The organism is Micromonospora salmantinae (genome assembly GCF_022230905.1).
Lineage (GTDB): Bacteria > Actinomycetota > Actinomycetes > Mycobacteriales > Micromonosporaceae > Micromonospora > Micromonospora salmantinae.
The window spans coordinates 339,528-360,467 of record NZ_JAKKFG010000004.1 but is presented as its reverse complement, the minus strand read 5'-3'; the positions used below and the strand labels follow the sequence as shown (position 1 = coordinate 360,467).

Here is a 20,940-nt window from a genome sequence, read left to right as displayed (position 1 = left end):
GTGCAGGCATCAAGCTGGAGCCCACCGCTTGGGTCCTGGTGAGCTTCAGCCGGCCGGTGTTGACGGCAACCCGTACCGCTCGCGTTCTTTGGTAGTGAGCGCACGAGGTTCACCGCCTTCGTCAAGCTCTGAAATTCACCACAACCGGGCGCAGCGCCAGAGCATCCAGCGCCGATCAGCGCGATGTAACGCGGTGTTCCTGCAACGCGCGGATCTGCGCTCGCACTGCCATGGCGAGGGTCTGAATCCGGATGAGTCGCCCGACCGCCCCGGTCATCTCGAGTTCCGTGTACGGCGTCAGGCCAGCTTCCTGATCGAATCCGCGACCACGTCAAGCGCCTCCGCCACCATTTCAGGCGAACCACTCAGATCCACGGGATAGGTGTGCAGGCGCTGGTTGCCTCCGACCACTGTGATGACTCGGTCCGGAGCGAGGTCGGCACGGCAGTAAATGAGCATCCCGCGCGGTAGTCGCAGGGCCGTGGTGTAGGCCAGCAGCTGGTAATAATCGCTGGTACGCGCTAGACCGCCCCCGGTCAGCTTGTACTTGACGTCCGCAACGAAAACGACCTCCGCGCCCCGCAGGAAGAGCAGGTCGGGGTTCATGGTGACGCGTGGCGAGACGCTCAGGGGAACGGCCAACTGCTCAAGGACCTCGATCGTGGGGTAGAGCCTTGCGCGTAGCTCGTCCCCGATCCACTTCTCGAATAGCTTGTTCATGTCGACCAGGAAGCTCTGCGCTGTCAGTCCACCCGCGCCCTGGGTGAGGCCGAAGCCCTCGAGGACCAGCCGAGCAAGGGCAAGAGCCGGTCGGTAGTGCTCATTGAGCGGTGTGCGCCGGATCAGGTCACACTCGGTCAGCGCGACCGGCGAGTCCCCCACTCCTTCAAGGCGCTGGAGCAGCTCACCGGCCATGCGACGAAGGACGGGGCCTACTGGCCACCGCACGACATGCCGAACGGCCGCCAGCAGGATCCGGTTCTCGGGGATATCCGCGGTGAAGTCGTCGAAGCGGCACGGCACTGGCCAGGAGTCCCACGGCCGTGCGGCCAGCTGCTGGACGTCCATGCGTCCGCGGATCACTGGGAGTCGCTGGTCGACAGCACGGTAGCCGTGGACGAGACCTCGGCGGGTCGCCCCGTTGATCGCCCGTAGTACCAGTTCCGCGACACCTTCGACGAAGTCACTTCGGTCGTACGCCGCCGCGTCGGTTCCCCACTCGACCAGGCCTACGCCGGAGGTGAACATGGTCAGAACGGTCCGCAGGTCACGCACCTTGGGCAGGATCTGGATGGTCAGCCGAGGTAGGACTACGGCGCCCACCCAGGAGGTGGCCTGGAGGAAGTACGATCCGGGCTCGTCCGACGGGGTGAGTTCGAGGCGGCCGCCAGGGAGGCCGCGGAGCAGGGACACCTCTGCGACGTTGAGAGCTACGGGCCGCGGCGAGGTCTCGTACTCGCGAAGCCTCACTACGCCGGCGACCTGGGATTCAAAAGGAAGACTCATCGGAATCGTCCGAGGTGGCATCCACGGCCGCGCTCCCCGAAGCGGAGGACGGCCCGTACGCGGCGTGCGCCTTCGCCCAGGCGAACTGCTCCAGCTGGTCGGGCCGGCCGTACAACTGGTCCTCGATGAAGGGGTAGACGTCGTACTCCCAGATGCGTGCGAGTCGCTCGTCGGTGAGGCCCTGTCTCATGAAGTGGCTGTGACCGACCTGCAGGTGCGGCCCTTTCAGAAGGACCCGGAGCCGCTCGTTTACCTGATCCACCAGTCCGGCGACCCACACCGGCTCCCCGTTCTTCTTTAACCAGTCGGCGAGCAGCGACCGCATCGCTCCCTCGTGCGGCATGAACGGGATGAAATGGAACCGTCGGCGCAGGGCGGCATCCACCATCGCGATCGACCTGTCAGCGGTGTTCATCGTGCCGATGAAAAAGAGATTGCGCGGCAGCTCGAATGGTTCGTCGGGCCGATAGGCGGTGCGTACGGCCTTGTTCCGGTATTCCAGCAGGAACAGCAGTTCGCCGAAGACACGCGGCAGGTTGGCCCGATTGATCTCGTCAATGATCAGGTAGTGCGGCACGCCGGGGTTGCTCTCGGCCTTCTCTGCCATCAGCGCAAGCGGCCCGGAGCGAAGCTCGTAGGTCAGCTGCCCCCGTTCATCGGTGCGTGGCCGGTAGCCCTCGAAGAAGTCCTCGTACGAGGTGGACGGATGGAATTGGACGAGCATCCGCCTTTCCGGGTCCTGCTGCAAGGCGCCGGCGAGCCGGTCCGCCAGGTAGGTCTTGCCGGTGCCCGGAGGGCCGTAGAAAATGAGTTGTCCCTTCTCGTGGAGCAGTTCAGCGAGCTCGCGCAGGAACGGTTCAGGCAAGAGGAGATCCTGCGCGGTCCGGGCGATGTGGTCCTCCTCCTCGACCGGCTCCACGGCGTCGTGGTTGAGCATCCAGTAGGCGAACTGGCCCTGCCCCCAGGGATCGCCGGGCAGCAACTGCTCAAGGGTTGCCCGCAGCCGATCGTTCGCCTCGACGTGCTGTTGACCGCGGCTCAGCGCGCCGTCCGGCTCCGTAAGCCCGAACCGGCGAAGCATGGCGATCTTTCCCATTGGACCCGTCAGCGGGAAAATCGGCAGGAAGCGCCGGGGATCGGTGACGGCGAACAGCTTCAGGAGCACGCTCTCGCCCAGCCCTTTCGTGCCGAGGTCTTTCCAATCCAGGCCTCGGTCGATGCGGGTGGCGACCTCCTCGTCACCGAAGAGGATCTCACGCAGTTTGTTGGCGAAGGCGTCGAGGGCGACCGAGTCCATGCCCGAGAGGCTTGCGTTGAGTACCGACTGGGGACCTGGGTTGCCGTAGCGCTTGCCGTTGACGAGTAGCCGGAACTGGTCCAGGTCAAAGATGGTCAGGTTCTCGGGTGAGAGGGCCTCAGCGAACTGCTGTCGCTGTTCTGCATGCCACTCGTCCTTGTCGTGCGGGTAAGGGCGCTCAGCCTTGAATCTGGCAAGCGCCGCCGCCAGATCCTCCCCCTCGGGGGTCGTCGCCGGCACGGCCTCTCCCTGGCCGGCGACCAGCCTCACCAGAGGCTTGAGCCGACCCACCTCCTCGAGTATCGCGTCCCTCAGGTCACCGCCCCGGGGAACCTCGGACCAGGGCCACCACTTTCCCACGAACGTGCTTCCACCCGGATCGGCGTCGACCGGAACGAGCCGGTCTCCGGTGAGGTGGGGCCGGATCTCGAAGAACCGGTGACCGGAGGGGAGCGGACCCGTGGCAAGCGCTGCGCCGACGCCCGGGTTCCGCCAGTCGTACAGGCCGACCGCAAGCCCCGAGCGCGTGGCCCACAGCCGTAGGCCGGCGGCAGACACCGCCCCGGGCAGCGACCAGGTGGCGTAGGCGTCTGCGCGATACGCAGCCCCCTTGTCCGAGGCGATCCGGTCCTGCGGTTGCGAGGTCTCCAGCTCGAGTCCCGTGGCGGCCCGTAAGTCCGCCAGAAGCCCTTTGGCGGCGATGTGCAGCTCACCCTTGAGTTGGGCGGCGAGAGCGGCTGCCCGACTCGAACGTTCCTCGTCCGGATAGCGCGCGCCCACCTCGTAGGTGGCCATGATGCCGGCAGCCTCGTCGCACATCTCCCGCACGGCGGGGTTGACTCCCACGAACCCCTGGCGCTCGGATAGGAACCACATCAATCGCTCGAACCGGTGGACATCGTCGGGATAGAGCGCGCGTGCTGCTTCAACCACCGCTAGGTAGCGGTCGGCGTTCTCCCACGTCCGTAGCCAACCCAGCGCCCACATCCGCTCCGGCGCGCTCTTCCACATCACCGGCCAGCCCGGTTGCACGTGGTCCGTCGACCAGAACACCGACAAGACGTACGGGATCCGCCCGACGGCCGGTTGCCCCTTACTCGCCAGGTCTCGGGTCACCCACTCGACCTCGGCGAACCGGGAGCGCGCCTCATCCACGGTGGCCGGCGTGGTGAAGGCGCGGACCAGCACGTTCAGCGCCTCGGGGTCATCGGGCAGGTTGTTGGCGACCTGGTTGAGCCACATCTGACCGAAACCCGAGAAGGCGTTGTACGGACCCTCCTGGCGCGACCACTTGTCCGAGCCTGCCCGGAATGCCGCGAAATCCCGGGTGGCGATGAGCTCCGAAACCAGATTGCGGGCCTCGGCATCCCGGGTGGGCCGCAGCGCATCCGCCTTGGCCCAGCGCTGCTTCACTTCCTCGTCGAGTTCCACGGCCGCCTCGATCTGATCGAGCTTGCGCCGCCACCGGGGCAGGTCGTCGGGATGGATCACCAAAGTTCACTCGTCCCTGTCATCGGCTCCATGCCGCAACCACGGCACACGACAGCATCCCACGATCGTTCCGCCAGCTAAAAGACGAAACCGACCGAGTATGGAAGGGCCATGCGGAACCAGCAACAGCTGAAGATCGCTAAAGGGCTAGCTCCCTGGCTGCCCGGGATCAGCGTGGCGGCAGCACGCCCAACGCCCTCGAGATAGCCCGTTGGTTGTCGGGATACCGACACGGTCCATTTTCGGCAGGATCGGCATATTGACCTGTCGGGAGGCGCCTGAGAGCCTGACTGGCTCGGTCGCGTGACGAGCACACGTACAGAGCGGTTTTGGAGAGGAGCCGGTGTAGTGGCGCCGGAGAACCTGACGGCATATGGCTCAACCCTCGACACTGAACAGCAGGTGTTGGCGAACCAATCGCGACGCCCGCCTCGGCCGATGCCGGTGATCGTCCTCGCCGACATCAGCGGAAGCATGGACGGCGAGAAGATCCACGTGCTCAATCGCAGTATCCGGAGCATGCTGCACGCGTTCGCGTTGGAGGACTCCGCGCGGGGAGAGATCCACGTTGCGGTGATCGCCTTCGGCGGGGACGAGGCCGTCGTGCACCAGCCGCTGGTCCGCGCCTCACAGGCACAGTGGACCGAACTCACGCCGCGTGGCCGGACCCCGATGGGTGGTGCGTTCGACCTGACCCGGGCGCTGCTCGACGACCCGGCCGTCGTGCCGAAGCGAGCCTTCCCGCCCACCCTGGTCCTGGTCTCCGACGGGCTGCCCACGGACGACTGGCAGGCTCCGTTGACAGCATTACTCGGCACCCGCTGGGGTGCGCGGGCAATACGGCTGGCCATCGGGATCGGCGTCGATCGGACATCGGAGGCTGACGAGGTGTTGGCCCAGTTCAGCACTCCGGGCACCGCCGTGCTTCGGAGCGACCAGGTGCACGAAATCCCAGCGCAGTTCCGATGGGTGACCGCGACAGTGACCGAACAGCTCCACCAGCGCACCGCACCGAGAGCCGTCCGGTTGGAGGATCTGGATTGAACACGGAAGGCTCCGCGTGGCCGAGTAGTGTCCGAGCCGCGAGCAACAACCTGCACCTCGATCTCCTGCTCGACAACCAGTTGGGAAGCGGCGGCGAAGGGGCGGTCTTCCGCACCCGGTACGGCGGCCTGGCCGTGAAACTGTGCGCCCCCGACGATTCGAGCCGGGACCGGATGACCGAGCTCTTCGCCCGTCTCCGGTGGCTACCACTGGACGGCATTCCCCTCTGCCGCCCGCTGGAGCAACTGGCGCCGCCGCATGTCGGCTACGTCATGGAACTGTTGGAGGAGATGGTTCCGCTGCGGGAGCTGTGCGACCCTCCGCAGCAGGACGAGGACGCGTGGTATCTCGGCGGTGGCGGCCTACGTCGCCGGCTCGTCCTGCTCGCCCGGTGCGCCGGTGTCCTCGCCATCCTGCACGACCGGGGAATCGTCTACAGCGACGTCTCTCCGGGCAACGTGCTGGTTTCCGCCGACCTCGGATACGACGAAGTCCGGCTGGTCGACGCGGACAACCTGCAGACCGAGAGCAGCACGGCGGCCCGACGGCTCGGAACGCCCTTCTACATCGCACCGGAACTCCTGCGCGGGCAGAGCGGCAACACCGTCTTCAGCGACGTCTACTCGTTCGCCGTGCTCGCGTACGAGGTCCTGACCATGAATCACCCGCTGATCGGCGACTACGTCAACGAGGGCGAGGTCGAGCTGGAGGACGACGCCCAGCGCGGGCTGGTGCCCTGGATCGACCACTCCACCGACGATAGCAACCGGACCCGGTTCGGCTACCCGGCCGACCGGGTGCTCACCCGGCGCCTGCGGGATCTGTTCCGACGTACCTTCGAGCAGGGGATGACCGACCCGTGGGCTCGCCCCGGCGCCGGGGAGTGGGCGGCGGCCCTGCACGCCGCCGCCGACCGCTGCCTGGTCTGCCCGTGCGGTCAGAGCTTCCTCGCCGCGAACCCCGTCTGCCCGTGGTGCGGAGTCACCCGCCCCTCCGCGCTGACGGTCACCGTGCTCGAACAGTTCCCACGCCTGACTGAAGGGCCACCACCGTTGCTCCCCCAGGACGACCTGACGCTGGTGCTGCAGGCGCACCGACCGCTCCTGGTCACGAATCGCACGGCGGTCCGACACGCGGAGGACCCCACCGCGGCGCTGCTCCGGATTGAGTGGGACGGCGGGGCCGAGGTCCGGGTGCGCAACTGCGGACGGTCGATGGTGCGCCGAGTGCCACCGCAGGGCGGCAACGGACTCCAGCTCATTCCCGGCTCCGCCGCGGTCGAGCACCTGAGGGCTCCGTGGTGGATCCACTTCGACACCGCATTGCGGCCACACCGGATACTGGTCCTGCAGTCGATCGAGGCGCCCGATGCGCGCTGACGAACTGACCGTGGGCGACACCCGGCTGATCCGCGTACACCCGGTGATGGGGGCCGTGGTACCGCCCTGGCTGAAGGCGCTCGCGGAGAAGGATCGCCAGGACCGTGAGATCGAGGTACGCGTGCCCGCGGCGACGGCCGCGTACGACCTGGCGGTGCACCACGGCCGCCGGTACGGCCCTGTCCGAGCCCAGGTGACGGATCCGGACGCGCGTGACTGGCTCGCCGCAGCCGGGCACAGCGTCGTGGCCTGGGTCGCCCACGCGACCGACCGCGAGGTAGACCTCCAGTGCCACGGCTTCGCCGGTGCAGACCTCGGCCCGCGGTTGGAGATCGGTGTCGACGACCGGGTCGCCGGGCAGGTCCGCGTCGCCGCCCGGGTACACAGCACAGGCTTCGACGAGGTGCGGAACTGGCTGCGACGGGAGTTCTGCTTGCCTCCGCCGGCTGAAGGCGCGCGGGACCGAATCGTGCACAGCGGTGGGCCCCGGGAGCAGTCCGCCGGGAGCGCGTTCACACTGCACGGCACCCGCTGGGTCGCCGACGTCGCGCTGGTCGACAACGTACTCCGGATCACCCGGATGACCGGCGCGGATGCCCGGGGGCGAAGCCGCTGGCACCGGCTGAGTGAGGTGGACGTACGGTTCGTCGACCGGGGCGCGGAGGCGGACGCGTCGGAGGCGATCCGGGCCGCCCTGCTCGGCCTCGAGTCCGACGGACGCACCTACCTCGACCTGTGGCAGGCGTACAACAACATCGAGCGGGAAGCCCTGGTTGAGGACGCCAAGCGGCTGCGGTGGGCGAGGTTCCAGTCGTGCAAGGTGACCGCCCGGGGTGACTGGCGGTTCGAGCTCCAGCCCGGCGAGCGGGCCGCACGGTTTCTCGGCACGGTGGCCGCGTACCCGGGGCGGCTGGAGCTGGAAGCGGCCGGGGAGCTTCCCCCGGAACTGGCGGAGAAACGCGGCCGGGCCACCGTGGGGGTGCACGGCGAAGTCCGCGGCGCGGCGGTGGGAAACTGGACGGTGGACCTCGCGGTCGCCGGGGACGAGCCGCCACCCGTGACGGGCTACCTGTTCCGCTCCCTGTCCGGGGACCGGTCCCGGTTGCGGCGGCGGGACACCGCCCGCGAGCGGATCGAGAACGACCAGGCCGAATTGCCCGGCCTGCGACTGCTCATCGAGGGACTCCCACGGCCCGGCGCGCAGCCACGCGCCGACCCGGCACACGACCGGGCGGTGAACCGGGTCATCGGCGCTGCTGCCGGCGAGAGACCGACGGAGGTGCAGCGGGCCGCTCTCCGGATGGCGCTGCGCACACCGGACATCCTCCTGGTGCAGGGTCCGCCCGGCACCGGCAAGACTCGCTTCATCACCGATCTCCTGCGCTGCCTCGACGAGCTGGGGGATCGAGCGGTGGCGGTGAACCGGACGTTACTGTCCAGCGTCCAGCACGACGCGGTGGACAACGTGGCCCGCCGGGCCCGACGGCTGGGCCTGCCGCCGACCCGGGTGAGCAACAAACCAGAACGGGACCGGCAGAACACCCGACAGTGGCGGGACGAGACGGTGGCCGCGGTCGACCGCCACCTCGACCGGCACCGTCCCGAGGTGGCCGGTTGGGACCGCGTCGTACGGCTGCGTCAGCTGGCGGCCGCCTACAGCCGGCACCCCGTCGCCGGGCCCGATCTGACGAACCTGCTGACGGAGACGAAGCGGCTGGCCGGGGCGGAACTGCCGGCCGGACTGCGCAGCCGGCTAGACCGGACGCTGGCGGAGCTGCAGGTGACCGGCATGCTCGGCCGGAGCCTGACGGACGAGGAACGGGCTGCGGTGGCTCGGGTCGTCCGGTCGATCCGCGTCACCCCGGTCTCCTTCGCGGACGACGGCCCGAAGCGGGCGGGCGACGCGCTGCGGCTGCTGACCGACGTGCTCGACGAACCAGCCCAGCTCCTGCTGGGGCGGGCCGCCACCGGGGACGCGGACCAGGCGGCCCTCCTCCCCGACCTGGCGGAGCTGCGGTTGGCGCTGCTCGACCGGCTGGCAGCGGCCACCGGCCTGCTGCACACCCCGCAGCACGATCCGGCCGTCGAGGACCTGCTGATCGAGGTCGCGGAGGCAGTGCACCAGGTCCACGCGGCGTCCACCGACAGCGCCGCCGAGGTGCTTCGCGCGTACCAGGACGACCTGCGGGAGGACCTCGACCTGGTGGAGCGGACCCTGGCTCGGTATAACGCGGTGCTCGCCTCGACCGTGCAGCACGCCGACTCCCGCGAGATGTCCCGGGTGCTCGACGCGCCGTTGCCGGTCTTCGACACCGTCGTCGTCGACGAAGCAGCCCGCGCCAACCCGCTCGACCTGATGATCCCGATGGCCTTCGCCCGCCGGCGGATCATCCTGGTCGGCGACCACAAGCAGCTCCCGCACATGCTGGAGCAGAAGGTGGAGCGGGAGCTGCGCCGCAATCGTTCACTCGACGGGTCCGAGCTGTCCCAGAGCCTCTTCGAACGGTGGTTCGACCTCTTCGCGAGCGAGCGACCCGCGGTGCGGACGATCCGGCTCGACACCCAGTTCCGCATGCACCCCGCCCTGGGCCGGTTCGTCAGCTCGGTGTTCTACGGCGGCCCGGACGTGGTCCAGTCCCACCCCTCCACCCAGGAGCTGACCCACGACCTGAGCCCATGGGCCAGGAAGGTCGCGGGCTGGATCGACGTCCCGCTGGGGGCGGGTGCCGAGGAACGGACCGGGTTCAGCCGGACCCGGCGGGTGGAGGCGATCCGGCTGGTGCGGGAGCTGCGGGAGCTGGCCGCCCGGGACGGGGCGCGGCAGCTCACCTTCGGCGTGATCACTTTCTACCGGGAGCAGCAGGTCCTGCTGGAGACCGAACTGGTCGATGCGGGCCTGGCCGTCCTGGACGACGAGGGAGGGTTCGCACCGGTACCGGCGATGGCCTACACCGCCGAGCCGGTCCCCCGACAGCGGCTCCGGGTGGGCACCGTTGACGCCTTCCAGGGCATGGAGTTCGACGTTGTTCTGCTGTCGGTGACCCGGAGCAGTTCACCGCCTAGGTCCACCCCCGACCCCGCCGAGGCCGTCCGGCGGTACGGGCACCTGCTCAGCGACAGCCGCATGTGCGTGGCGATGAGCCGGCAACGCCGGCTGCTCATCGCGGTGGGTGACGCCGCAATGGCGGAACGGTCGGCGACGCCGGAGACGCCGGGACGCCCCGGCCGGTCGGTGGCCGAGGGGCTGGTGGCGTTCCGGGAACTCTGCAAGGGGGTGGACGGTGGCGGGATTCGACGTTGACAGCCCGGTGGTCCTACCGGACCACGTCCGGTACCGGGGCGACCAACTGTGGCTGCTGTGGCCAGCCCTGCGCTACCGGGTGGTCGCACCGCTCGTGCACGAGGAACGGCTGAACGTCTTCCAGTCGGCGGTGCTCGGGCTGGCCCGGTCCGGATACCGGGAGGTGGGCGAGGTGGCGGCGCTGCTCGGCCTCCAGGGTGACCTGGTGGAGATGGTCCGGTCGGACCTGCGTGCGCTGTCCTACCTGGACCGGCACGGCGCGGTGACCGACACCGGGCTGCAGGCGTTGCGGGACGGCTTCCCCGACCCGACCCGGACCATCACTACGTATGTCTACCAGGACGTCCTGACCGGATCGCTCTGGCCGGCGTCGACCCTGCAGGCCCGGCTGGCGCAGGCCGATTGGCGCGCCCGGCACCAGGTCTCGCTGCAGCTGCGGACTGCCGGTGCGCCATTGCGGGTCACCGCCTTCCCGGTGCTGCCGGAGGGCTGGACGGGCACCGAGCAGCCCAGCCACGAGGAGGTCGTCGAGGCTGTCTCGCGTGGTGAGCGGGCCAAGCAGGAGCGGGGCCGGGCCCGACGGTGGGACCGGGCCGCCCCGGATCGGGTGGTTTCACGGGTGGCCTTGATGACCTCGGGTGTGCCGGTGTGGATTCCGGTCCCGCTCGTGTCGGATCGCCACGAACCGGCGAGTACCGAGACCGTGAGCTGGGACGCGTTCAGCCCGTTCAACGGCCGGTCCAGCACCTACCTGCGGCGCCTGGTGGCGACCCGGCTGCAACAGGTGCCGGCGCTGCGCGAGCAAGTCGAACGGTTCATCGGCCGGCGCAGCGAAGCGGTGGTGCTGGAGTACGACCGGCTCGACATCGCGTTGCGCCGACGGATCGGCGAAGTCCTGGAAGACCGGTTCGCCGGTCTGGTCCGGGCGCACCGCGACCTCTTCGAGCTGCTGACCCTGCTGGAGCGGGACATGGACCGGGCCCGCCTGACCGGGGACGGCTGCACCGAAATCGGCGACGTGGTCCGAAACGCCTGGCGCCTGCACGAGGTCGTCCTGCGCGACATCGTCGCCCGGCACCCGCCGCCGGCCGACGCGCCCGAACTGACTCCCCACGGGAACCGGTTCGCCGGTCCGCTCGGACGATGCTGCCGGCGACTCGGGATGCCGTTCGGCGAGCACCTCCAGGTCCTCGGGTTCAAAGCGGACGAGTTCCGGACGGCGGTTCGTCGTCCGGAGAAGGTCTCCAACACGCCGGCGTTGCTCGCCGCGGTGCTGGTCTCGGGCGCGCACGGCGGATCGGACCATCCCGTCCGACGACTGGCCGAGGTCCGCCCACACCTGTTCACCGAGCTGAGGCGGTTGTCGAGCGACCGGAACACCGGCGGTGCGCACGCCGCGGTGGTGCCGCTCAACCTCGACACCGGCGAGGCGGCCTGGGCGCTCGCCCAGCACACGACGGCCGCGTACCTGGGCGTCGACCTGCCCGATCTGTCCCGGCCTTCGCGAAAGGACAACCAAACCCATGGGGAAGAGCAAGTCCCGGTCGCCGTACCGCAACCTCGGGGCCCGGTCCCGGCCCCGCGCTGACGAGGTCCAAGCCGATCTGGCGCTCGCCGCTCGCCGCGCGGAGGACGGCTCCGAACTCGTCAACGCGCTGACCACCGAGGCCCTGACGCCCGCGCAGCGGTCCTCGGAGGAGGTGCTGACCACCTACGACAAACTCACCCTGCAGATCGAGGAGTACCGGCGCTGTGCCCTAGCCGCCACGGCGCGGGAGGAGGCGGCACGGACCCGCGAGGAAGCGGCACGGGCCCGCGAGGAGGCGGCACGAGCGCGGGAGGAGGCGGTCGAGGCGGACCGGCAGCGCATCCGGACAGACCTAAATCTCGCGGCACAGGCCCAGGCCGAGGCGGAGGAGATCCGTGGCCGGCTGGCCCGGGCGGAGGCCCGGCTCGACGAACGGGATGCGCAGCTGCGGAACCGGGAGAAGGCGGCCGAGGCGGGCTTCGTGGCGGAGGCGGAGCGGGCCCGGGCGGCGCTCGACGCGGAACTGGCGGAGCTGCGACGGGCCGCGTCGGCGGAGGTGGCCGCCGAGCGCGAGCGGTGGGTAACGGAGCGGATCGAGGCGCTTGCCGAGATCGAGCAGACCCGGCGGGATCGGCTGGCCGACGCCGAACGCGTCCACGCCGAACTCGCCCAGGAACGCCAGCAGCTCACGACCCGGGCACAACAGCTCGACTACGACCAGGGTGCCCTGCGGGGACAGGAGATCCAGCTCGAGCGGCGGGAGCGCGACCTGGAGAGGGAGGTGACCGCGCGGGCCGCCGCGGAGGTCACCGCACTCGACCGGGATCTGCAGGTCCTCCGGATCCAGTACGCGGCGGCCCAGGAGGCGGTCGCCGACCTACACCGCCGGCTGGCCGAACGGGAGCAGATGCTACTCAAGATCGGCTCTTCGGATCCCGCTTACGTGCTGGACGAGATCGAACGGCTCCGCGCCCAGAACGCCGAACTGCGGGACAAGCTCGCCGCCCGGATCGGCGACGAGGACCTAGATCGGCTCCGCTGGTTGGAGCAGCAGAACCGCGAGCTGAACACCGCACGCGAACAGCTCAGCTACGAACTCCAAGAACTCCGGGGCGCGGCCCTCGCCGACCGGATCAACAACCTGCAGATGAAGCAACTCGCGGACGCCGAACGGCACTTCGAGGTCCTCACCCGCGGGTACGAGGGGCGGATCGCGGAGTTGCGGTCGGCCATCGACGCCCTGTACCAGGACCGCCCCGACCCGGGTACGCCGCTCTTCCCCCGGTGCGTGGCGATGGACGACGACCCGGCGCTCGACGAGCCCGGCGAGGTGTCCGGCGACCTACCGGACCTGGCAGGGTTCGCCCGCTCGCTGCAGACGACGATGTTCGCCGAGCACGACCGCGCGTATCGCCTGAACGACATCTGCGTGCTACTCGGCGGGCTGGCGATGAGCCGCCTGCATCTGTTGGAGGGGATGAGCGGCATCGGCAAGACGTCCCTGCCGAGAGCGCTGGCCGGCGCGCTCGGCACCGACTGCGCGGTGATCGAGGTGCAGGCCGGCTGGCGTGACCGCACCGACCTCTTCGGCCACCACAACACCTTTGAGCGACGGTTCGAGGAGACGGAGTTCCTGCAGGCGCTCTATCGGGCCCAGACACCTCGGCACCGGGACCGGCCGTTCTTCATCGTGCTGGACGAGATGAACCTGTCCCGGCCCGAGCAGTACTTCTCGGTGCTCCTGTCGAAGCTGGAGAATGACGACGGGGTGCCGATCCAGCTGGTGACCCGCGGGGACGGCCGGGCGCCGCGCCAGCTGGTCGGCGGCACGAGCATCGTCCTGCCGCCCAATGTGTGGTTCATCGGCACCGCCAACCAGGACGAGTCCACGTTGGAGTTCGCCGACAAGACGTACAACCGGGCTCACCTCATGGAGTTGCCGGCGCAGCGGCCCCGGCTGGACCGGAGGCCGGTGCCCGCCCTGCCGCCGTACGGGACGGACGCCCTGCGGCGGGCCTTCAAGCAGGCGCGGCGGGCACATCGCGAGGACGAGAAGGCCGTCCTGGCGTTCGTCGAGTACCTCACCGGCGACCTCCAGGAGCACGGCCGGGCCCTCCTCGGCCCTCGCGTGGAGAAGCAGCTGCGCGCGTTCACGCCGGTGGTGGTGGCGGCCCGGCAGGGTGACCCGACAGGCGAGCAGCCCGAGTACGGCGACGCCGACCAGGACGGGCGGTCCCTTGCAGCCGACCACTTCCTGGCGATGAAGGTGCTCCGCACCGTCCGGGGCCGGTACGACGTCACTGTGACGGGCCTCAACAAGCTGCGGGAGGCGATCCGCACGGCGTGGGACCTGCACAAGATGGCGGGTGAGCCGGTTCGCTGCGTCCGGTTGCTCGACGACGAAGTGCACCGCCGGGAGAGCTGACGTGGCCGATCGGACGGGTGCTACCGACCCCCTGGTGGTGGGCTCGGTCATCGACACCTCGCGGGTTCTCGCCCGGGCCGGCGACGTCAGCGCCTGGATGGCGACGAACATGTTCGTCCCGGACACTGTCGAGCGGGCTTCGCTCCGGGACTTCGACCGGGAGGTCCAGCGCGGCCTGGACAGCCTCGCGCACGTCTGCCTCCGTCCGCACGACCGCCTCGCGCGGACGGAGGAGGTGGTCCGGGCGGACGTTGCTCGCCGGGTGCCACCGGCCGGACTGGCCCGACTCGCCGGGCATCCGGAGGAATGGGCCGGGGTCGAGCACGGACGCATCCATCCGCTGCGAGTGCTGTCCCTTCGCTACGTCGAGGACGTCGACTTCTACGAGAATCGGGTGGCGGCGCAGCTGGTGGACCGGTTGGACGAGTATCTGACCAGGCGGATCCACGAACTGACCCTGCTCGGCGCGGGCCTCGCCGACATGAGCGCGTTCGTGAGCGCGCTGCACGGCAACAGCTCCTGGCGGCGGCGCGAGCGGATCGCCGAGCTGGTAGCGGTGGCGGTGGCGGACAAGGCGGCGTCGGCCGCCGCCATCGAGGCGACCCACGCGGCACTGGCGAACGCGCGGGCCCGGCTACGGGCCCTGCGCCACTCCCCCGCACTCACCCACGCCGACCGGCGGGCACGGGTACCGATGCGGCTCAGATGGACGAACCTGTTCACCAACGACCGTCGGTACCGGCGCGTCGGGAAGCTCTGGGAGCGCTGGGCGGTGCAGCAGGCGGCGGAGATGGACCAGGCACGGGCCGCCAGCCGGGACTTCCCCGCCGCCTACCGAACATACGTCGCCGCACTGTCGCTGCGCGCCCTGGCGCTGCTCGGGTACCGGCCGGACGACCCGGACGCCCCCGCTCCTGCAGCGGGCACCCGGCTCCGGCTGCGCGGCCCGGCGGAGGAGTTGACGTGGTCGATGAGCGAGGACGGTACGGTCGCCGTACACGCCGGCGGGACGGAAGTGACCCGAATCGTGACCGACCCGCGAGACCTCGGCGCGGAGGTCCCCGAACCGGTCCGGCAGGGCTGGCTCGCCGATCTGGCGGCGCTGCCCGGTCCGGTCGTTGTCGTCTATCCCGGCCTGCGGGCCACCCGGTCATCGCTGCCCCGCCCGGTACGTCGGGGCTTGCATCCGGCGGGTTTCGGGACGACGGCCTGCCTCGTGCCGATCAGCCCGTTGGAGGTCGAGGGCGAGGAGCGGCTGGGGCGGGCCCTCCGGTGGACGCTGCAGGGCCGGTGGTTCAGCCACGGATACCCCCTGTCGGTGGCGCTGCCCGCTGGGGTGCCGACGCTGCCGGCCAGGAACTGGCTGCGCCCGGTGGGCGGCCGGCGAGTGCTGCTGCTCCGCCGACCCACCCCCGAGGAGCGGTCGCACCTGATCCGGGAGGCGGTGGACGGGCACCAGGGCCCGAGCCGGGCCAGTCAGCTTCTGCCGGTAGAGCTGACGGCCGCCCTGGATGCGGCGGGGGCGGCCTTCGGTCGGTTTGACACCTGCCCGCTCTGCCAAGAGCCCGGAGCGCGGCTGCACATGCGGGACCGCGACACCTTCCACGCACGGTGCGGCAACTGCGACGCCATCTGGGGCAGCCGGGTCTGCTCCTGCGGTGCTCGGTACCCGGTTCTGTGGCCGTACAACGCCGTCATTGACACTGCCGATGGTGATCGAATCGACCGGACAGCCGGTGCAGATGTGCTGGCAATGCCGTGCACCGCCGCAGAAACCGCTCCCGGCTCGCGGTTCCGGTGTCCGAAGTGCCAAGAGTGCGTTGGGCGACCGGGATGCACCTGCTGGGCTGACTCCGACGGGCGTCAGGCAGCGGAAGGCGTTATCGAGGCGTTCACTTCGAAAACGTGAATGGTCTGCACGGAACAGCCGCCACGCCGGATCCTGGCGGCGCAAGCGATCGGCCTCCTCGTGCTCCACCGGCATTTTTCCTCCCGGGTTCGCTCGGCCGGCGTCAGTTGCCCGCACAGTGCGATGAAACTGTTGCACGATGTGATCACCTGCTGTCGATGCAGGGCTACGCCGTGCAGCCATCATCTGATCTGTAGCGAGTCGATCCACCTGGAAGCAGAGGGGCACGTGCTGCATTGCGGCGGCGCGAGGGTGCGCCGCTCGGCCGTGGACATCGAGGGGTCGTTGCCTGGGGCTCTGGGATAGGTAGGGTGAGCCATCCAGCGTCTACGCTGCCGTAGCGGACCCCGAAGTCCTTGGCGATCTGCTCGACGGTCACTCCCCAAGTCGCGATTACGAGCGACACGCAAAACGTCATCGCGGAACTCTCAGGGGTAAGCTTGGGCACAGCGACATCCATCCAGCCCGCCCCGCAGGGGCAAGCCATCTCAGGTGTCACCTATCCGCGCAGCAGACCCGTTGATGTAGGTGGTGGCAACGGCTTGGCGCAGCCAACCCGCCCGCGCGGCAGATAGACTCCGTGCTTGGCCGTTCTGTGCGGAGGGTGGTTGATGACGACCTCGAAGGTCGCTCTGCACGGCGGTGGAGCTTCCAAGGTCAGCGGGATTTACGAAGATCACTGGACCATGTACGTGTTGATCGACCTGCTGATTGGCCTGGCCGAGTCGATCACGCTGGAGCCGCCAGGCACGGCCGGAGTCGGCTTCGAGTTCTTCGTCGACCGGGCAGGCACGCGCGAGTGGCACCAGGTGAAGTACCAAAACTCTCAACTGGGCAAGTGGAGTCTGGCCGCGCTACAGGGCGAGGACGTGCTCGAAAACTTCCGCAGCAAGCTCGCAGGCAACGAGCGCTCCAACTGCGTCTTCGTGTCAGCGCACGCCGCGCACCCGCTGGGCAAGCTATGTGACCACGCCACTGAGAGCACCTCGCTCGCATACTTCATCGCGCACTTCCTGTCGAGCAAGGAGCTGACGGACGCGTTCAACGACCTACAGCACAAGCACTGGAAGGTCACCGACCAGGAAGCGTGGACCTGGCTTCGCAGCCGTATCAAGACGCGAACCCTCGACGCCTGGACCCTGGAGGAGCGGCTACGCGAGCGCGCCGGCGCCTTCCTCGACGGCGACCCGAAGGACGCGGTGGCCGCTCTCCTCGGCGTTGTCCGCGGAGCTCTGTACCGGGCGCTTGACCGGGATGAGCTGATTCGGCGCCTGGCGGAGGACGGCACCACGCTGCGCGGGACAGGCGCCTCGGCCAATGAGGTACACGCGGCAACGGAGCGCTTTCGCACCGGGGTTGAGGAGAGTCTTGTCAACGCCTCGTTCCTCGCTCGCGAGGAGGTCCCACGAATAGCCCGGTGCTTGAGATCCTCCCAGTCTGCGCTGGTCACCGGCGGGAAGGGCTGTGGCAAGAGCGCTGTGCTCGCTGGGGTCGTGCGCGAGCTCCTGCTTTCTGACGTCGAGGTCCTCACCATCGACGTGACCCGGCTTGTGCGCGAAACGTCCAGCGCGGAGGTCGGGCGGGCCTTGGGGTTGGGGGCTCCTCCGGCGGCGGCGCTCGCTGCGGTGGCCCGGAACAAGCCGGCTGTCCTGGCGATCGACTCATTGGACTCCGTCGGCGTCAATCGCGACAAGCCGGTGGAACTGTTCCGGGCGGTGAGCGAGGTGATGCGCGAGGCCACCGCGTATCCCAATATGACAGTCCTGGTTTCGTGCCGCACCGAGGATCTGGACGCCGACACGAGGCTCCGCAGCCTGGTGCGGGAGCCTGATCCCGCCGCCCAGTTCGACGTAGCCCTTCTGTCCCGGGAACAGGCTGCGGGCGCGCTCGTCACCGCTGGCCACGACCTGTCAAAGTTCGATGAGGAACAGATCACCATCCTGCGCAATCCGGGGAACCTTCGGATTCTTACCAAGGTGCCTCCAGCCGAGCTCTTTGACTTCGCCACCGAGCAGGAACTCATCGACGGATACCTTGATTGGGCGGTGCGAACGTGACCGTCAAGTGGACCGCGTTGAAGCTGATTGCGGAGCGTGCCAAAGAGACCGGGGCTCGCGGGGTAGACGTGCGGGAACTCGAGGCGTTGTCGGCAGTCGTGGAGGATCTCGTACGGGACGGGGTGCTGACCCAGGACCGGCGGGAGATTAGGTTCTCGCACGAGGCATTGTTCGATCAGGTTATCGCGCGGTCGTGGGCCGAGTCAGATCTGCCGCTGGTGTCGGTACTTCTGGCTACCGACCAGGACCTCTCACACCGCTCGCTTGTGCGGCAGGTGCTCACGTACCAGCGGGGCACGGACCATGCGGCGTACGAGCGTTCCATCAGCGGCATCCTCGGCAGCCCGGACATCCGATATCACCTCAAGGACGTCGCGCTGTCAGTACTGGCGTCAGACCAGGCGCCGTCGCAGGCGCTCTGGGAGATTGTCAGCGCCGAGCCAGTCGTGGAGGTACTCACAACGCCTGCCTGGTTCGCATATGCGGAATCCGCTGGAGCGGTGTTGCGATGGGCCGTCGGTGGTCAGCCCGACCTGGCGGCGACCATGCTCGACGCTGCCCTCGAGTGGGACAGCGACCGGGTCGCAGAAATCCTGACTGCCCTCCTCCCCATCCATGCATGGCGAGACAAGCTGCGCCTGCTGATCGACCGGGGACCCACAGGTTCATCGCCGACCTTCTGCCGACTCGTCGCGGCGGCGCTGACCCGTGGCCTGTTCGACGATGACGGCGTGATGGTGGACGGCTTGTTCCTCTACGCCCTGACCGAAGGCGAGGGCAACGCCGAGGGAAGGCTCGCGGTGCTGGACGCATTCGTCGCTCGATGGCTTCTGCTCTCCCACGAACGCGGGTCAACACTCGAAGCCGTCACCGGCCGCCACCATGCGATCGTGGGGTTTCTTCGTGCGATGGCATCACGCGAACCCACCGCGTTCGTGTCGGTCGTTCTTCCCCACGTGACGGCGTACCTGGCGTCGGCCGAAATCGCCTGGCGGCCTCTCGTTGCGAACAAGGTCGAGGACCCAGCGCACGCGCTGCTTGGTGCCCTCACCGACGCCCTGACAACTCTCGACGTCCTGCCGTACGAGGCCGACCTACTCTCGTTGCCAGACTCCGCGATCGCCCGCTTCCTGCTTTACCGAGCCTGGGCCGGCAACGCAGACCGGTACGCGGGCCGGGCCCTCGAGTTCCTCGTAGCCGACCCAACTCGTTACCGCTGCGGATATCTCGACAGCCAATATTGGGTCACGCGTGATCTTATCGCGGCGATCCACCCCCACCTGACGCCCGCGCAGAGGCTCGCCCTCGAGCAATCGATCCTCGGCTTCTACCCCGACTGGGAACGGACGGCACGCGGACGTGCAGCCCAAGGATCAGCGCAGTTCGTTCTGCTCGACGGCCTGAACGCAACCCTCATGGCGCCGGACACCCTCCGGCGTCGCTCCGAACTCCAGCGGAAGTTCGGCGATAGGCCCTCGCCTCCGCAGGGCGTTGAGTTCGGCTTCGTTCCGTCGCCGATCGAGCCGCCCTCCGCTGCGCGGATGACTGACGATCAGTGGCTCGGCGCCATGCGGCGGTACCACTCTGACGATAGGGAAGGGTGGCTAAAAGGTGGCCCTCACGAGCTGTCCAACGTGTTGCAGGAGGAGGCACGAAAAGATCCCGGTCGCTTCCTTAACCTTGTGCGCGAGATGCCAGGCGACGTGCACGAGGCGTATCCGTCCGCGATCCTGATCGGCGCCGGTGACTCCGTAAGCGCTACCGAGGCCGAAGCCTTGTACTCGGCGCTGCGACGACTCCACGAGCTACCCGGTCGCCCAGGCGGTCGCTGGATCGGCAAGCCGCTCGCTCGCTTGGCCGACATGGAAATCCCGGACGACGTGCTGGAGTTGGTGCGTTGGTATGCCACCGAGGACCCTGACCCTGAGGAGGACTCGTGGCTGTCCCGGGACAAGCAGGGCGCTCCCTATGACGGAGACCCACTCACGGCCGGCATCAACAGCGTCCGAGGCGCTGCGGCTGAGACGATCAGTGCTCTTCTCTGGCCTCGTCCCGAACGCTTGCCGTTCTTCGCGGACACACTGCGAAGCATATGTAGCGATCGGCTCGGAGCTGTGCGAGCGTGCGCCGCCGTCGCGGTACTCACCGTGGCGAAACACGACGAGAACTTCGCACGGGAGCTCCTCGGCGTGCTCGTGCGAGGCGCTCACTATCGTGTGCTGGCCACGCCGTACGTCGAGCGGTGCATCGCGAGGTTCAAGGCGCAGCCGGGGCCACGCCTGTGGTTCTTGGTGCGCCGGATGTCCCAGTCGCGGGTCCCGGGCGCCCGCGAGGCGGGTGGTCGCCTTGCCGCCCAGATGGCCTTGGAGTCGGGCTCGGCGGCTCTACTGAACGGCACGGTCGGACGCTGGCCAGAGTCACGGAAAGGCGTGGCGCAAGTCGCCGCAGCTCTTCTTGAGTCAGACGACCTTCGCGTACGAGGATGGTGCGCGGAGTGGTTGGGCCAGCTCTTCCACGACGAGGACCCGACGGTGCGTCATGCAGCTGCTGAATGGGTCCATTCCTTCACTGAGGCAGACCCGGCCAGCCGAACCCTCCTGGCGGCGTTCCTGGCGAGCCCTGCCTACCTGGACGACCCGTGGCCCCTTCTCAAGGCCTTGGACGATTCCGACCACATCGGGTCAGCTGTCGTCATCGACGCGATCCGCCTTCTGATGACCGACGAGCCGCGGCCCGGTCCTCGCCGAGTCACACGCCATGCCCACCAGGGACTTGTATCCGACATGGCGATCCGCGCCTACGCCTCCGCCGATACTCCGAGCGTGCGTACGGCGGCCTTGGATTTGATCGACGACCTGTTGTCCCAGCGAGACCCTCACATCCGCCGCCTGCTGACCCGCCACGAGGCGGCTCCCGGCCTCAGCTGAACTGACGAAGCCAAAATGCTCAGCACACAGAGAATCTGGGAGCTTGCATGAACCGGTGGACCGCTTCGACGAATTA

At 68.7% G+C, this 20,940-nt stretch carries 10 protein-coding genes; 8 read left to right on the top strand and 2 right to left on the bottom strand.

Going from position 1 to position 20,940, the window contains the following annotated elements:
- Positions 1-297: 297 nt before the first annotated feature.
- The gene (locus PSH03_RS04055; RefSeq protein ID WP_238688298.1) at positions 298-1,527 is read right to left on the bottom strand and encodes an McrC family protein; all 1,230 of its coding nucleotides are present in this window, start codon (positions 1,525-1,527) and stop codon (positions 298-300) included.
- Entirely contained in the window at positions 1,490-4,294 is a 2,805-nt protein-coding gene (locus PSH03_RS32765; protein ID WP_238688297.1) for an McrB family protein, read from the bottom strand. The genes PSH03_RS04055 and PSH03_RS32765 overlap by 38 nt, the downstream gene beginning before the upstream one ends.
- Positions 4,295-4,732: 438 nt before the next feature.
- Here PSH03_RS32765 and PSH03_RS04045 point away from each other — a divergent pair, with 438 nt between their 5' ends.
- From PSH03_RS04045 to PSH03_RS04010, 8 genes are all read left to right on the top strand, one after another.
- Positions 4,733-5,338: a vWA domain-containing protein gene (locus PSH03_RS04045; RefSeq protein ID WP_238688296.1), complete on the top strand. Its 606-nt coding sequence runs from the start codon at positions 4,733-4,735 to the stop codon at positions 5,336-5,338.
- Positions 5,335-6,717 (top strand): protein kinase domain-containing protein, encoded by a 1,383-nt coding sequence (locus tag PSH03_RS04040; RefSeq protein ID WP_238688295.1) that lies wholly within the window; start codon positions 5,335-5,337, stop codon positions 6,715-6,717. The genes PSH03_RS04045 and PSH03_RS04040 overlap by 4 nt, the downstream gene beginning before the upstream one ends.
- On the top strand, positions 6,707-10,018 hold the full coding sequence (locus PSH03_RS04035) for a DEAD/DEAH box helicase (protein WP_238688294.1): 3,312 nt from the start codon (positions 6,707-6,709) through the stop codon (positions 10,016-10,018). Before PSH03_RS04040 ends, PSH03_RS04035 begins: the two co-directional genes overlap by 11 nt.
- Positions 9,999-11,606 (top strand): hypothetical protein, encoded by a 1,608-nt coding sequence (locus PSH03_RS04030; RefSeq protein ID WP_238688293.1) that lies wholly within the window; start codon positions 9,999-10,001, stop codon positions 11,604-11,606. Before PSH03_RS04035 ends, PSH03_RS04030 begins: the two co-directional genes overlap by 20 nt.
- Positions 11,542-13,971, top strand: coding sequence for an AAA family ATPase (locus PSH03_RS04025; protein WP_238688292.1), 2,430 nt, complete (start codon positions 11,542-11,544; stop codon positions 13,969-13,971). The genes PSH03_RS04030 and PSH03_RS04025 overlap by 65 nt, the downstream gene beginning before the upstream one ends.
- Position 13,972: 1 nt before the next feature.
- On the top strand, positions 13,973-15,880 hold the full coding sequence (locus PSH03_RS04020) for a DUF2357 domain-containing protein (protein ID WP_238688291.1): 1,908 nt from the start codon (positions 13,973-13,975) through the stop codon (positions 15,878-15,880).
- Between the two features lie 611 nt (positions 15,881-16,491).
- Complete coding sequence (locus PSH03_RS04015) at positions 16,492-17,937, top strand: AAA family ATPase (RefSeq protein WP_238688290.1); 1,446 nt, start codon at positions 16,492-16,494, stop codon at positions 17,935-17,937.
- Positions 17,934-20,864, top strand: coding sequence for a hypothetical protein (locus tag PSH03_RS04010; RefSeq protein ID WP_238688289.1), 2,931 nt, complete (start codon positions 17,934-17,936; stop codon positions 20,862-20,864). The genes PSH03_RS04015 and PSH03_RS04010 overlap by 4 nt, the downstream gene beginning before the upstream one ends.
- Positions 20,865-20,940: the final 76 nt, after the last annotated feature.

Excerpts from the sequence above, each read along its gene's own strand:
- PSH03_RS04015 (WP_238688290.1), top strand. The coding sequence starts at position 16,492 with ATGACGACCTCGAAGGTCGCTCTGCACGGCGGTGGAGCTTCCAAGGTC.
- PSH03_RS04055 (WP_238688298.1), bottom strand. The coding sequence starts at position 1,527 with ATGCCACCTCGGACGATTCCGATGAGTCTTCCTTTTGAATCCCAGGTC.
- PSH03_RS04035 (WP_238688294.1), top strand. The coding sequence starts at position 6,707 with ATGCGCGCTGACGAACTGACCGTGGGCGACACCCGGCTGATCCGCGTA.
- PSH03_RS04045 (WP_238688296.1), top strand. The coding sequence starts at position 4,733 with ATGCCGGTGATCGTCCTCGCCGACATCAGCGGAAGCATGGACGGCGAG.
- PSH03_RS04025 (WP_238688292.1), top strand. The coding sequence starts at position 11,542 with ATGGGGAAGAGCAAGTCCCGGTCGCCGTACCGCAACCTCGGGGCCCGG.